Here is a 14,789-nt window from a genome sequence, read left to right on the forward strand (position 1 = left end):
GAAACCCGGCGCGCCTTTTTCTTGTTCCTCTCCGCCGCATCGCCACGACGACGCCGGTAAATTCACCACTTCAGCGAGCGGTAAATTGTCCGGTAGTAACCCCAGAACGAATCCTCGGAGGTGACGACCTCGCGTTGCACGGCGAGGGTCTTCGGCACCTCTCCGAGGCGTTGCACTTCTTCGTAGTCCTTGCGCGCAATCGCCGCGAGCACCTTGCCGTGATGGCCGAAATATTCCGGGTTCTCGACGTAGTCGGTCACCACGAAGCGTTTGTCCTTTTTCTCCGGCGGCTCTGGCATCCTCCAAGTGAGCTGGTCCTTGAATTCGTGCAGATCGATCCACGCGGTCTCGATCACGCCCTTCACCGCCTCGGGATCGAGGTAGCATGCGCGCTCGAACGCGAGATTGCGTGCGGCCTTCTCGAAGATCACGGCGTGCAGGTAGCGCGCGATTTCCGTCCGACCTTTGGGGCGATCGTCCAGGTAAGCGGCTCGCCAGCGGATCTCCTCCTCGAATTTCCTGAAGTTTTCCCGGTGCTTCGGGAGTTTTGCGGCGGCGAGCGCCTTCTCGAAGAAGCCCAGCACCTCGCTGCCCTTCACGAAGTGGCCGTCCATATCGACGTAGCCGAGCAGCGCCCGCAGGAAGAGCACATTTTCGCCGTCCTCGTTCGAGTCGTCGCGACTGCGATCCGTGGGATGTCGCACGACCTCGAGCGCGTCCGCCTCCTTGAGCTTCGCGCGGGCGACGTCGAATTTCCCGGCGAACAAGGCTTCGAGTCCCGCGCTCGCCGCCGCTTCGGATTGCGCCTTGCGCAGGAGGTAGCGCTCACTGTTCACGCCCGCCTCCGTCTTGGCCGCGTAGTCGAAGTCTCCTGCGGCGAAAGCCAGCCGGAATTCGAGCAGGTCAGCGCCTTTCAGGTTTTTCCAACGCGACTCCGTCTTCAGTTCGAGCAGGCGCCGCATCAGCGCGGTGCAGTCTGCGTTCAATTTTTTCAACGCAGCCGCGTCGAGATCCTCCGAGTGAAAACTCCACACGTTCCGGCCCTTGTCGAAGAGTGGCTCGACCAGCGGCGCGAGCGCGCGCAGTCGCAGCTCCGGCGCGACGAGCGCGAACGACGCACTGTCCTTCGCGTTGGCCTCGGCGGGTCGCAGCGCTTCGCTCGCATCGGTGATCCAAGCGGGAATGATCTGCGCCCAGGTCCATTGCAGCCCGACGGCGGGCACGGCGCGCAACTCCGCCGCGATCTCCGGCAGCGGTGGTGCGCGGCGCGTGCGGTTCACTTCCTCGATCCACGCCGTGAGGTCGGCGTAGGCCGTGGCGGCGGGTGACGCGCCGCGCAGTGAGCGCACGAACGCGCTCACCTCCGCCGGGAAAACGTCATTGTTCGTCGTCGGCAGCTGGAGGTTCTCGATCGCGTAGCCGAGCTGATTGCGCTGCTCGAGCAACGGCAGCAAATCAAGCGTGCCGACGAGGTCACCGGCCTTGCGCCGCAGTTGCGCCAGCGTGAGCAGAAACGGCCGATCGTGAATCTGGATCGCACCGACGTAGGTCGCGTAATCCGCCTCGAAACTCCGGGCGATCTGTCGCCACGGGAGCGGGCCCGGCAGCGTTTTCTCCTCGGCGAGCAACTGCCGCAGCTTCCACGCGCGGCTTTCAAGGCGGGCGAAGATCGGCTCGGCCTCGGCGGCTTTCGGTGCGCCGAGGTGCGGCGGAAGCCAGTCGTCGAAATGCGCGTGCAACGGGCGGTGCGGTGCGGCTTCCGCATTCTGGTCTGCTTCGAGCGTCGGATAGTTTGCGCACACGTTGCTCATGCGAATCAACTGCTCGATGCGCGCCGTGCATTCTTCGCGGCGCGCGGCGTCAGTCTCCGGCACGGTCAACCGCTCGAAGGTCGCGAGCGCAGCGCCGATGCGGTAATGATCGCCGAGGCGCAGCGCGTCAGCCGGCGTGTCGAGGGCGTTGTCGACCGAGAACGGTTCGAGCTGCGCCTGCCAGAGCGCGATCGCGCGCGTCAGGCGCGCGTCGCGGGGCACGAGCGGCGCGCCGCCGGTGATTTCGGCCACGGCGTTCAACAGGTCGCCATCGGGCCAGGCCGACGGGAGCGCCGACACCGTGCTGAGCGGCCAGTTCGGTGCGACGCTGCGGAGCCGCGCGAGATTCTCGGCAGCGAGCACCGCGCTGGCCGCGTCGCCCTCGTTGGGCGTGGAGGCAAAAAGCTGCGCCGCTCTCTCAAGCTCCGCGCGAAAGGTCGTGAGCTCAGACGCGGGCTCGGCTCCCACGCGCAGCGCCAGCCAAGTGGCGAACAACCGGCGGCGCGCGGCAAGCGTCGGCCGCGCGAGCTCGGTCGTGGCGAGATTTTCCGCCGACGTGCGCAGCTGCGCGAATCTCGCGCTGCGGCCGGCCATCGACTCCGGCTCGTTCCGACGCTGCCGCGCCTGCGCGACTTGCGTCTCGATCAGGAATCGCGTTGCGGCCAGCTCGGGCGCGCCGGGTTCCAGCCGCGCACAGGCGACACGGGCCGCTTCGAGTTGCGCGCGCAGACGCGCCACCGCCGGCAATTCCGCCGCACCGAGCGCCACGGCGGACTGCAGGAGCTCCTCCGTGGTCTCGATCTGGCCGTTTTCGAACGCCGTCGTCGCGTCCTCCAACAGTGCGTCCAACTGGAATGGCCCGAAATCGTAGGGCGACTCCGCGAGGTCGTCGGCCACGAGCGCGCCTTTTTGCTGGCGCCAGAAAACGTGTCCGGCGATCCGTGCGAGTGCCGCGGGGCGGATGTCGGCGGTCTCGGCGGACACGGCGAAGGCGTCCGGGAATTCGTTCCTCAGCTCGTCGAGGCGCGTCCGCGCCGCGTCGACGCGCCCGGTCTTCACGCCCGCCCAAGCGAGTCCGGCGCGCGCGGTGGCGTCGCGCGGGGATTTTTGGAGCACGGCGAAGAAGTCCTGTTCCGCGAGCTTCCACTGTTCGAGTCGCAGCAGCCACACGCCGCGTTCGCACAAAAACGCGAGCCGCGCTTCGCCGTCCGTCGGCTCGGCTGGTGCCGCGATGGCGGGGTCGATCCGCGCGCGGGCGCTGCGGCAGGCGTCGGTTTCACGCGCGCGGAGGACGCTCGCGCCGGAGAGCAGAGCGCCCAGCGTCAGCGGAAGGAGAAGGCGGGCAAATTCCCGGGGGATTTTCATCGGCTCGATGGACGGCATGCGCAACGCGCCGGGAACCGCAATCGGCCCTGTCGGCGCAGTCGAAATGCAGCCGCGCCTCTCCCGCCATCGCAATCCCCAGCCGCGGGCCTACGCGGTTTCGCGTAGGCCCCCAGAGCAAACGGAGCAAAGGTCCGGCCGGTGGGACTGAGCGTCTACACGCCGGCGTAAGCCAGCACGTCGTCGACGCCGTAGTCGGTCGCACCGGGTTTGAGATAGCGCGCGATGCCGCGCACGTCGTCGCCGGCGGTGACGATGGGCGGCTCGACGGCGCCATCGGCACTGCGCTGACCGAGGCCGATCGCGGCGAGCAGACCGTTGCAGAGGCATTTGCGACCCGTCGTTTCGGCGATGTCGCCGCCTTTGGCCGCAAACTTATCGGCGGGCGCGGCAGGGCAGCGGAAGCCGACCGCGCCGTCCGGCTGCGCATAGGCGTCGCGTAGATAGCCGAGGTCGCACTTGCGCGCGCGGGCGTCGTAGACGGCGGGATCGGCGACAGTGCCGGGCAGATCGACGACCTTGAACGGCATGCCGGTGGGCGACGCGCGCGGATCGGTGCGCAGATCGAGCGCGCCCTCGCGTGCTTTCGCGAGCGCGGCGGCTTTGATCTCAGGCGTGAGTCCGCTCTCGCGGCAGAAGGCGAACGGTGTGCCGACTTGCACGCCACTGGCGCCGGCGGCTTCGGCGGCGCGGAGCGCTTCGGGCGTCGCTTGCGAACCGGCGAGGTAGAACGGCAGGCCGATGGCTTTGATGGCGTTCAGGTCCGGCGTGTCACGCGGGCCGTAGATCGGTTCGCCGCGCTCGTTGAGCGTCGTGCCGCCGCGCGGCGGAGCATTGTGGCCGCCGGCGGTCGCGCCTTCGACGACGAAGCCGTCGACCTTGCCGCTGGACTTGCGGGCGAGCGTAAGGGCGAGGACCGACGAGGAAACGATCGCGAGGAAGCGCGGACGCGGCAGCGCGATTTTTTCGCCTGGCAACAGCGTGGCGGGATCGAGCGTGATGGCGTGCTCGTCCTTCGTGCCTTCGACAGTTACGCGCATCTCGGCTTTCTCGCCGACGGCGAAGCGATCGAGAATGCCGGGGATGGATTTCGGAATGCCGGCGCCCATCAGCACGTAGTCGACCTTGGCGAGCATCGCGCCGTAGAGCGACGCGAGCGTGGGGAGCTGGATTTTTTCGAGGAGATTGAGGCCGACGATGCCGTCGTGTTTTTCTTTCGCGAGGTAGACTTCGACGAAGTTCGCCGCCGCCGTGAGACCGAGCAGCTCGGCGGCAGAATCGAGCGAGAACATCGGTGCAAGCCTGTAGGGCTGGCCGCGAGCGATGCCGCCGGAAACGAAGTATTTTTCAAGGATCTGCGAGACGTTCGGCAGCGGGCAGGCGGCGAGCGCGCGGCGCATCGCGCCGTCGAGATCGCCGTCCTGCAAGCGGCGGACGAAGACGGTGTTGAGCGCCGTGCCGGAAACGACACCGAGGTGACCGCGCAACGACACCGCGCGAGCGAGATTCCAGTTTGATACGCCGATGCCCATGCCGCCTTGAATCAAGCGCGGCCAGTGCGTGGGAGGATTGGTCCAATGCATGACGCCTCCATTGCGAGGCCGTTCGGTGTGCTCGGTCAATGGCGCGACCGGTCACCTTGCCGCATATCTTGGCGAATGCTGGGCGTGGATGCGCCGCGGCGCTATTTGGCGGGCGAAATGCGTGTGGTGAAGGTCGCCGCAGTGCCGCGTGTCTCGAGGTAGAGCGTCTCGCGCCGGCGCGGGGGCACGTCAGGCGTGTCGCCGTGCCAGAGGCGGAATTCACCGGCGCACTCAATCACGACGTCGAGCGTTCGCGCGCCGAAACGCACAGGGATCACGGCGCGATCGCGGAACGTCGCGCCGCGCACGTCGCGCCAGTAGCCGAACGGCTCGGGACGGGCGCGGGCGAAGTCGGGCGCGGCGGCGAAGGCGGCGGGGAGTTGCGCGGCGCCTTCGAGTTGGAGCGTGAAGCCGAGCGCGTGCTCCGCGCCGTCGTCGGTCGCGAGGTCGACGCGATCGACGAGCGCGTCGCCGTCGATCGCGATCGTGCGGCGAGCGCGGGCGTGGGGCGTGTAGCGCGGCTGCTCGACACCGAGGCGCGCGGGCGCGGTGGAGAACTCGAGCACGCGGCCGAGTTGGGGAGATTGCGGGATGCCGTCGGCGCGCGGCCATTGTTTCCCGTCGTTGAGCGCGGAAAGGTCTTCGCCTTCGCCGTCGATGAGCGGGACGTTGTGGTTGGCGCCGCGCGCGAAGTAGCCGCGGTGCATCGGCGAACCGTAGCCGGTGGTGCCGGTGTCGTGGCTGACGTCGATGCCGTCGAAGCTCGCGGACCAGTTGAGCGCCTCGGGTTGCGCGTGCGAGCGCTGGAGCTGTCCATAATGGACGAAGACCTGCCACGGGCCGGACTGGAGCACGGCCATGCGCGAGGATTCGAGATGGCGCGACGTCACGGTGGGCAGCGCGGGCAAGGTCGGCGCGGCGGCGGGCGGGTCGAGCAGAGTGTCCCAATCGCGGCGCTCGGCGGCGACTTGGAGGCCGAGTGCGGTGGGGAACACACGGTAAGCCGCCGCGAAGAGTCCGCAATCGGGTGCGGTGCCGGGCGCCTGGCTGTCGGCGGGATTGGGGAGCTTGCCGTCGGGGAAGCGCAGCGTGAGCAGGCTGAGCAGGAGGTTTTCTGCGATGTTGAGTTCGTCGGAGAGCTCGGCGGTGCGGCCGTGGAGGCCCGCGGCGGTGAAGAGCGAGAGCGTGGCTTGCACGACGTAGGCGTTGTAGCCGAGCGACTGTTCCCACCAGAGATAATCGCTCGTTACACCGTCGGCCATCTGGCGGCGGAGGCCGTAGCGGCCGTCGAGCGCTTCGCGCCACATCGCCTCGTCGCCGAGGAGGAGCGCGACCTGCGCGACAGCGCCGCGTTGCCAGACGGCGATGTTGTGAACAGCTTGGAAGTTGGCGTTGAGCACGGCGACTTCGGGGCGAAAGAGTTTCTCGGTCCAGGCGGCGCGACGCTCGGGCGCGACCGTGTCGCCGAGGAGCCGCGCGGTGTCGGCGAATTTGATCAGGCCGTTCGCCTCGCTGAGCGTCTGCCAGAAGAGGCGCGCGCCGTTGCGGGTCGGGGCGTTTTCGGGCGACGGCCATTTCAGGTAGTTGTCGGCGTAGAAATCGAGCTGGGTGGCGGCCCAGTCGGCGTAGCGCGGCTCGCCGGTGAGGCGGGATAATTTGGCGGCGCGGACCATCATCGAGAGATGACGGTCGCGAAAGCCGACGACCCACCACGCGTGGAGTTTCGGGGTGATGGCGACGTGCGGATCGGAGGGACTGGAAAGATGATCGGTTTCCTCGCCGGGGATGCGGTCGACCCAGGTAAGGCGCGAGCCGTCCTTGGGGCTGATGCCGTCGTGCGACCAGCCGGCGATCCACTCGACGCGGTCGTGGTGGCGGGCGAGCCAGGCGTCGAGCTCGGCGTGTTCGCGGGCGAGCCATTTTTGCCAGGCGGGATCGTGGGCGACGCGCTCGCGGGCGCCGTCCCAGTCTTCGCGGGCGGCGCGCCAGGGGTGGCCGGCGGGGTCGTAGATTTTCCACTCGCGGAATTGCGCGGCGGGATCGGGCTTGGGGAAGCGCGGGGCGGCGGAGGCCGCGACGACGAGCGTGGCGAGAAAGAGGAACGAGTGCGGCAGCGCGCGCATGGCGGACGAAGCGTCGCGCGGAGCGGCGAAAGCGTCAACGGCGGCGAGCCGGGAGAATTTCCGTCGAGCGCGGAGACGGCCAGCTCGCTGGTCGCTCGCCGCTCCGGTCAGAAAGCGAGCGCGATCCGGAGTTTATTTCGTCGCGACAGCGCGCTGCTGGCGCCAGCGGCGGAGGCCGAGGATAGCGAGGCCAGCGCCCATGAGCATCGCGCCGTAGGTGGAGGGCTCGGGGACCGGTTTCCACGGACGGACTTCGTTGCCGTGGTCAAAGCCTTGGCCCGGATAATCGGTGGTCCAGATGGTGTCGTCGCCGACCCAGGAGCCGGAGGGAGCGAAGGTGACGTTGTTCAGCGGCGTGGTGGCTTTGTTGCCGGGGTCGTTCGCGACGAGGAAGAGGTCGTTGTAGTCGTTCCAGTTGGCGACGGAGAGCGTGTAGGAAGTGAGCGCGAGCGTCGTGAGGTTGATGACGGAGTCGGTGCTGGCGAAATCGATGATGGAGTTGCCGGTAACGCTGAGGGTGCCGAAGGTGGTGTTGGTGCCGTTGAGCTCGAGGGTGCCGCCGTTGAGCTGGATGTTGATGCCGGCGGCGTTGAAGTTGGCGCCGAGGCGGAGGGTGGAGCCGGCGTTGACGACGATGGTGCCGGTGCCGAGGAGCTGGGAGACTTCGAGGAGGGAGAGGCCGCCGTCGAGGGTAAGTGTGCTGGCGGTGCCGAAGTCGAGGCTGCCGATGCCAGCGAGGGTGCCGATCTTCTGGGCGAAGCCGACGAGGGAGAGCGTGGCGCCGGAGGAGATCGAGAGGTCGATGGTGGAGCTGTTGAGGGCGTTATTGGCGCCCATGGCGAGCGTGCCGGCGGCGACGGTGACGTTGCCGGCGAAGGTGTTGGTGCTGTTGGAGAGCGTGAGGGTGCCGGCGCCGTCCTTGGTGAGCTGGGAGGTGGTGGAGCCGGTGAGCTGGCCGGCGATGGTGGTGTTGGCGGCGCCGCCGACGGTGAGGGTGTTGCTGCCGACGGCGACCGTGTTGTTGAGGGCGAGGGAGCCGGCGTCGGTGTTGATGCGGACGTTGGCGGAGGCGACGGTGATGGCGCCGCCGATGGAGTTGTCGCCGGCGATGTTGCGGAGGGCGCCGGTGTTGCCGACGCCGGTGCCGCTGAGGCTCATGGTCTCGTTGCCGATGGTGAGATTGGCGCCGCCGTTGTAGGCGGGGTCTTTTTGCAGCTCGAGGGCGGCGCCGCTGGCGACGGTGACGCCGGCGACGGTGGTGCCGAGGCCGTAGGTGTGGCGGACGTTGACGACGCCGGAGTTGATCGTGGTGACGCCGTCGTAGGAGTTGTTGCCGGTGAGGGTGAGGGTGCCGGTGCCGTCTTTGGTGAGGGTGCCGGTGCCGGTGCCGATGTCGCCGTTGATCCAGGTGTCGCCGGAGCCGCCGACGGTGAGGCTGGTGTTGGTGCCGGTGATGTTGCCGTTGAGGGTGAGGCGGTCGGCGTCGGAATTGATGCGGCTGTTGGAGGCGAGGTTGATGATGCCGTTCCAGGTATTGTTGCCGACGACGTTGCGGAGGGCGCCGTCGTTGGCGATGCCGGTGCCGTTGAGGGTGAGGCGCTCGAGGCCGACGGTGATGTCGTTGCCGCTGTTGTAGGCGGCGTCCTTCTGGATTTCGAGGGCGGCGCCGTTGGCGACGGTGGTGCCGGCGTTGACGTCGTTGTAGTTGTGGCCGCCGAGGGCGGTGTCGGTGCGGATGTTGAGGACGCCGGCGTTGATGTTGGTGGCTTCGGAGTAGGTGTCGTTGCCGGCGAAGGTCATGCGGCCGGCACCGAGTTTGGTGACGCCGCCGGAGACGACGCTGGCGGTGAAGAGGAGGTCGTCGTATTGGGCGCCGTTGGCGACGGTGATGTTGCGGTTGCCGGCGGCGGGGGTGAGCCAGAATTGGTAGCCGGTAACGGTGGCGGTGTCGGGGGAGGAGCCGACGTTGACGTCGCCGTTGAGGACGAGGGTGCCGGTGTTGCCGAGGGCGATGGTGCCGCCGTTGAGGGTGAGGCCGTTGATGGTCTCGTAGGTGTTGTTGAGGTTGAACGTGCCGTAGCGGTTGACGGTGACGTTCACGCTGTCGGCGAGTTTTTCGATGCCGTAGCCGGTGGCGTAGAGGAGGGTGGCGGAGTCGGTGCCGTTGCCGATGGTGATGTCGCCGCGGATGGTGGTGTTGCGGAAGCCGACGGCGTTATTGGTGGCGAGGACGAGGGTGCCGCGGTTGACGGTGGTGGTGCCGGTGAAGTTGTTCACCTGCCACTGGGAATTGAGCCAGACTTCGCCGGTGCTGTTGACGACGAGGTTGCCGGCGGTGCCGGTGCCCATGGCGCCGATGAAGACGGTCTTGCCGGGGCCGTCGACGGTGAGGGTGTTCGTGCCGAGGTTGATAGTCGTGCCGGTGGTGCCGACGTAGAGGCGGTCGCCGGCGGTGGCGGAGTTGATGGTGCTGTCGGCGGTGAGGGCGATGTTGCCGTTGAACCAGTTCACGTCGCCGCTGACGTTGCGCAGGGTGCCGCCGGCGAGGGTGACGGCGTTGGAGGCGGTGACGCCGCCGCCTTGGATCTCGAGGGTGGCGCCGCTGTTCACGGTGGCGGAGCCGGAGCCGAGCGAGGTGGCGTTGCGGATGTTGATCGTGCCGCCGGAGACGGTGGTGTTGCCGGTGTAGCTGTTGCCGGTGGAAAGGGTCAGGGTGCCGGAGCCGGTCTTGGTGAGGCCGCCGGTGTTGGTGTTGGCGAGCGAGGAGGCGAAGGTGACGTTGTTGCCGTTGGTATCGACCGCGATGGCGCCGGAGCTGTTGGCGATGCGGGAAGACCAATCGGTGGTGATGCCGCTGCCGTATTGGAGCGTGCCGCCGGTGAAGGCGATGTTGCCGCTGTAGGCGAGGGCGTTGGCGTTGTTGGCGACGATCGTGCCGCCGGCGAGCGTGGTGCCGCCAGTGTAGCTGTTGGCGCCCGAGAGGGTGAGCGTGCCGGCGTCGTTTTTGATGAGGGCGCCGCCGCTGCTGTTGATCTGGCTGGAGAAGGTCGTGTCGCCCGCGCCGGCGACGGTGAGATTGTTGCCTCCGAGATCCGTGTAGGAGGCGAGCGTGAGGCTGCCGGCGGTGGAGTTGATGGTGGCGGCGCCGCCGAGGGCGATCTGGCCGGTGAACGTGTTCGTGCCGGAAAGGTTGTTGATCGCGCCGGCTCCGCTGACGCCGGTGCCGGTGATCGTGAGATCGCCCTCGGACACGGAGATGTTGTTGGAGAGCTCGAGCGTCGCGCCGTTGGCCACGACGTTGCCGTAGGTCGACGTGCCGAGGGCGTTGTCGTTGGTGATGGCGAGCGTGCCGGCGTTGACGAGCGTCGGGCCGACGTAGGTGTTCGAATTGGAGAGAACGAGGCGGCCGGCACCGGCTTTGGTGAAGTTCGCGTAGTAGGAGTTGCTGACGACGCCGGAGAGCGTGGTCGTGCCGGAGTTATCGACGGTGATCGTGCGGTCGCCGCCACCGAGGCTGAAGGCGCCGGAGAGCGTGAGGTCCTGCGAGCCGCCGATGGTGAAGTCGGAGTTCGCGGTAATGCTGTTGGAAAGCGAACGGGATCCACCAGTGGCCGAGATCGTGCCGGTGGTTCCGATAGTGAGCGCGCCGGTGCCGAGAGCGGTGTCGCTGCCGAGGGCAAGGCCGCCGGCACTGAGCGTCGTCCCGCCGGTGTAGGTGTTGTTGCCACTGAGCGTCAGCGTGCCGCTGCCGGTCTTGGTAAATCCGGTGGAGCCCGCCAGTCTTGCGCTGATGGTCGCGTTGTTGGCGTTGGTATTGATCGTAGGTGCCGAGCTCAGCGTCAGCGTGCCGCTGCCGCCGAGAGTGACCGTGCCTTCCTGAAACACGATGCCGCGCACACCGCTGATGGTGCCGTTGACCGTCACGGTGTAGGAACCCGTGGCGTTGGTGCCCGCCGCGAACCAAGCAATGCCGTTGCTGCCCGACCTGTTTTGCCAAGTGCCAGTCGAGCCGCCGTTCGCATTCGTCGACCACATGTTGCCGGAATTTTGCGACCAAGTGCCCGCAGCCGTCGTTCCGCTACTCGCGCCGGAACTGTTGCCGTTCGTGTCCCAATAGACATTGGTCTGCGCGAGTGCCGACAGTGCCATCACGCTCGCGGCGATGAATCCCGAAAGCACGCGACCGGCGCGTGGCAAACGCCACCGCGATTCGACGGAGCTAGGGGATGGGCGCACTGGACTCATGTCGCGTGTGATCAGGAAGGAAACCTATCCTGCCATTGGAGTCCACATGAAAATAGGGAAAACCACCTACCGAATTATGCAATCTGGGGTCGAACGGCCGTATTTACAGCTATTTTGATAGGGTCTAACTCCTATAAATTAGCTTGCCCCGGGCTAGGGCAAATGACCTCATACCCTCCACGGACAAAACCTGAGGTCACCCATGAAACTGAATCTACCCCGTTTTGCACTTAGTTGCTTCGCGCTTCTGGCCGGACTCGCGAGCGCCAACGCCCAAGTTGGGCCCGGCACTCCCGAGGTAACCTACAACCCGGGCCTGACCCGAGTCGAAGGTGACCAACCGCTCACCCGCACAGTCTACGTCGCCATCACATCGCCGTCGAACGTCCCCGAAGGCTCGTCGACTTCGATCACCCCGGTTTTCAGCATGCTCAATCAGCCGGCAGGCATCCCTGACACGGTCGCCTTGAGCTATGTTTCGTTCAACCCCTCGACACTGACCTTCACCGGCCCGGGCCAAACCATCCTCGCCCGCGTCGACCTCGCCTTCCCCGACGGCGTCCCCGGCGGCCTCTACGCCTATAAATTCCTCACCCCGGGCTGGCCCATCGGCACGCAGGATTTGGGCGGCTTCCTCAACGCCACGATCTACCCCGCCCCGCCGCCTCCCGGCCCTCCCACCGTTGAAATTACCGCCCCGGTCGCGAACGCCCAGTTTACCTACAATCCCGTCGTCGGCCTCCAGGTCCCGATCACCTTCGTGGCGAACGCACCCGCCGTCTCTCCCCTGCGCACCGTTGTCGGCGACGTGAACGGCATCTCCATCGCCCCGCTGCAGCAGGTCACGAACGCCGACGGCTCCGTCACCGCGACCGGCTCGGTCAACATCACCGCTCCCGGCACCTACACGATCACCGCGCGCGCCACCAACGACGAAGGCACCGCCACCGACGTCAGCGACTTCACCGTCGTCCTTTCCGTTCCGCCCCCGACTGTCGCCATCGCGTCCCCCGTCAACGGCAGCACTTACGCGCTCCCCGCCTCCGGCCCGCTCAGCGTGCCCTATTCCTTCAGCGGCCACAGCTTCTATGGCGGCATTCGGACGCTCACCGCCACCCTGAACGGCCAACCCGTCACGTTCACCCCCGCCGGCATCGGCACCCTCGACGCCACCGGCACCGGTAACTTCTCGCTCACGACCGCCGGCTCCTACGAGCTCGTCGTCACCGGCACCGACGACTACGGCACGGCGACCGCGCGCACGACCTTCACCGTCACCTCGGCCGTCAACGCCCCGCGCCCCTGCATCCGGATCAACTCGCCGGATAACTGCGCCGTCTACACCCGCGTCGCCGGCTCCGGCCCCACCCTCGTTCCGTTCTCCTATACCGGCGTGGCCGGCACCGGATTCACCATCAGCTCCCTCACGGGCACGCTGAACGGTTCGCCGATCACCGCCACGGTCACGGGCATCGGCACCCAGACCGCCACTGGCACCGGCACGTTCTCCATCACCACCGCTGGCACCTATACCCTGTCCGCCACGGCCAAGAGCGGCAACTCCGTCGCCTCGACTTCCGTGACCTTCAAGGTGAAGGAAACCCAGCCCCCGCAGGTCACGTGCAGCGTCAACTGGATCGCCCCCACCTCCGGATGCACCACCTACAAGGGCGGCGCCAGCGTCGGCATCAAATTCGAAGTCGCCTGCCGCGAATGCCGTTCGCGTGACGACGACGACGATTGCCACTGGCGCGACAACGACTGCGACCGCAATTACTACGGCTGCGATCGCAACTACTCTGGCTGCGACAGCTACAGTTACCGCTCCTCCTACACCACCGTCGATCGCACCGTGGTCGTCTCCGTTTCGGAAGTCTACTCGAACGGCTCCTCGGGCACGCCGCGCCTCTACGCCTACGGCGACTCCGCGAGCAGCTCGACCTACACCATCAAGAACGGCAACGACTACACGCTGAACTTCGCCACCGCTTCCGGCAAACACCGCTACCGGATCGAAATCTACCGTCCGAAATCGGGCGGCGGCACCCAGCTCCTCGGCCAGCGCGAGTTCACCACCAAGTAACTCGCCTCCGCTTCCTCTCTCCCAAGGCACGGCCCGCGCCGTGCCTTTTTTATTTTTTCTTCACCGCGGGCGGCGGCACCGCCGGTCGATCCGCCATCATCCGTTCCAACACCGCGTAATTCAAATCCGCCGATACCGTCCGCACCACCGACAGCAGGAACAGCGGCGACCACCCTTTCCCGCGCAATCTCTCCTCGATTTTCTGCTGCGCGACGAGACTCGTCGAACTCTCCCCCGAAAACAACTTCCGCAACTCCGGCAACGCGTCCGCCTGCCCTGCCAGCGCCGCCGCGCAAAAGACCGCCGCCGCCGCCTCGTCGCGCGCCGCCGTCGCCGGCAGCCGCAGGCACGCCGCCCGCACCTGCTCCAGCAACGCCGCATTCGGATAGCGGATGAGATGCTGCCCCACGATCGCGACGCCCGCCGCGCCATCGTCACCACGCGCGCCGATCAACGCCGACACTTCGCGCTGCAACGACGCCGGATTCCTCCCCACCGCATGGGCCGCCAAGGTCAGCCGCGCCACATCCCGGCCGGAGAGACTCGCCCGCGACAGCCGCAACAGATCCAGCGCCTCGAACGTGTCGCCGAATTCGATCAGCCGCTCGACCCGCTGCATCGTCGCATACGGCGAACCCGGCCGCCCCGCCGCCGCCAGCGCCGCTCGCGCCGCGGCCGCGTCGCCGCGCCGTATCTGCGCCTCCAACGCGCACACTTCGCGCGCCATCGCCGGCATCTTGGGGTCGTTCGCCACCTTCGTCAGCAGATCCCAATTTCGCTCCCATCGCGCCGCCGTGAGCAACGCGTGCGCCCACGCCGCCGACGCGCCGGGCTCCATTACCAACTGCAGCTGCGCCAGTGCCGCCACTCCCGCCATCTGTCCGCGCGCCAGCATGCTCCGGCACCAGATCCGCGCGATCTCGTTCGCGTGCTCCGGGTGCTGGCGGAACATCTGCCGATAAAATCCGTCGACCGTCTCCGGCTGGATCAACTGCAGCAACTGCGCGAGCATCATGCCGCTCGCGTAGTCGCCCGGATTCAGTTGCCGCGCCACCAGCAGATTCGCGATCGCCTCCCGCGGCTGCCCGGCCACCAGCGCCGCCTCGGCCTTATCGCGAAACAGGTCCGACCGCACCTGTTTCAACTCGCTCCAAGCGCGCGGCCAGAAAACTTGCCGCAAAGTCACCCGATAGCCCACCAGGCGCATGCCTCCCCACGTGAGCCCGCCCGCGATGAGCACGACCGCGATGCCCGCCGTCGCGTGACTCGCGAACACGCGCCCCCAATACGGCCGCACCTGCGCCGGCGGCACGCTGCACACCCACTCGCCCTTCGCGCTCTTCGTCAGCAGCGGGCACACCCGCCGCTGAAACCGCTCCGGTTTCGCCCAGAAAATCACCGCATCGCACCGCACGTCGCCGCCCGAGCCGGAATCGCTCGGATTGTGACACGGACAATGCCCCTTGCGCCCGCGCGCGACGAAGACCGTCTTGCGCGCGTTCCACCACCACCACGCGCCGACCGTCCGGAACCAGTCGCCGAGCCAGCGTTTCATCCGGTC

Annotated in this window: 6 protein-coding genes; 1 reads left to right on the forward strand and 5 read right to left on the reverse strand. The window is 67.3% G+C overall.

Features of this window, described 5'->3' with window-relative positions; genetic code table 11:
• Positions 1 to 62 precede the first annotated feature (62 nt).
• The 4 genes from KF715_09785 to KF715_09800 form a co-directional block, all read right to left on the reverse strand.
• Positions 63 to 3,176, reverse strand: a complete 3,114-nt coding sequence (locus tag KF715_09785) for a tetratricopeptide repeat protein (protein ID MBX3736968.1) — start codon at positions 3,174 to 3,176, stop codon at positions 63 to 65.
• A gap of 173 nt (positions 3,177 to 3,349) precedes the next feature.
• Positions 3,350 to 4,777: a nitronate monooxygenase gene (locus KF715_09790; GenBank protein MBX3736969.1), complete on the reverse strand. Its 1,428-nt coding sequence runs from the start codon at positions 4,775 to 4,777 to the stop codon at positions 3,350 to 3,352.
• A 101-nt stretch (positions 4,778 to 4,878) separates the two neighbouring features.
• Positions 4,879 to 6,900 carry a heparinase II/III family protein gene (locus tag KF715_09795; GenBank protein MBX3736970.1) on the reverse strand — a complete coding sequence of 674 codons (2,022 nt, stop codon included), beginning with the start codon at positions 6,898 to 6,900 and terminating at the stop codon, positions 4,879 to 4,881.
• A gap of 132 nt (positions 6,901 to 7,032) precedes the next feature.
• A complete protein-coding gene (locus KF715_09800; GenBank protein ID MBX3736971.1) occupies positions 7,033 to 11,049 on the reverse strand; it encodes an autotransporter-associated beta strand repeat-containing protein in 4,017 nt (1,338 codons plus the stop codon).
• A 298-nt stretch (positions 11,050 to 11,347) separates the two neighbouring features.
• Between KF715_09800 and KF715_09805 the strand changes: the two genes are divergently transcribed.
• Positions 11,348 to 13,228 carry a hypothetical protein gene (locus KF715_09805; GenBank protein MBX3736972.1) on the forward strand — a complete coding sequence of 627 codons (1,881 nt, stop codon included), beginning with the start codon at positions 11,348 to 11,350 and terminating at the stop codon, positions 13,226 to 13,228.
• A 49-nt stretch (positions 13,229 to 13,277) separates the two neighbouring features.
• Here the strand turns inward: KF715_09805 and KF715_09810 are convergent, their stop codons facing one another.
• Complete coding sequence (locus KF715_09810) at positions 13,278 to 14,783, reverse strand: hypothetical protein (protein ID MBX3736973.1); 1,506 nt, start codon at positions 14,781 to 14,783, stop codon at positions 13,278 to 13,280.
• Positions 14,784 to 14,789: the final 6 nt, after the last annotated feature.

Origin of the sequence: Candidatus Didemnitutus sp. (assembly GCA_019634575.1) — a bacterium.
Taxonomy (GTDB): Bacteria; Verrucomicrobiota; Verrucomicrobiia; order Opitutales; family Opitutaceae; genus Didemnitutus.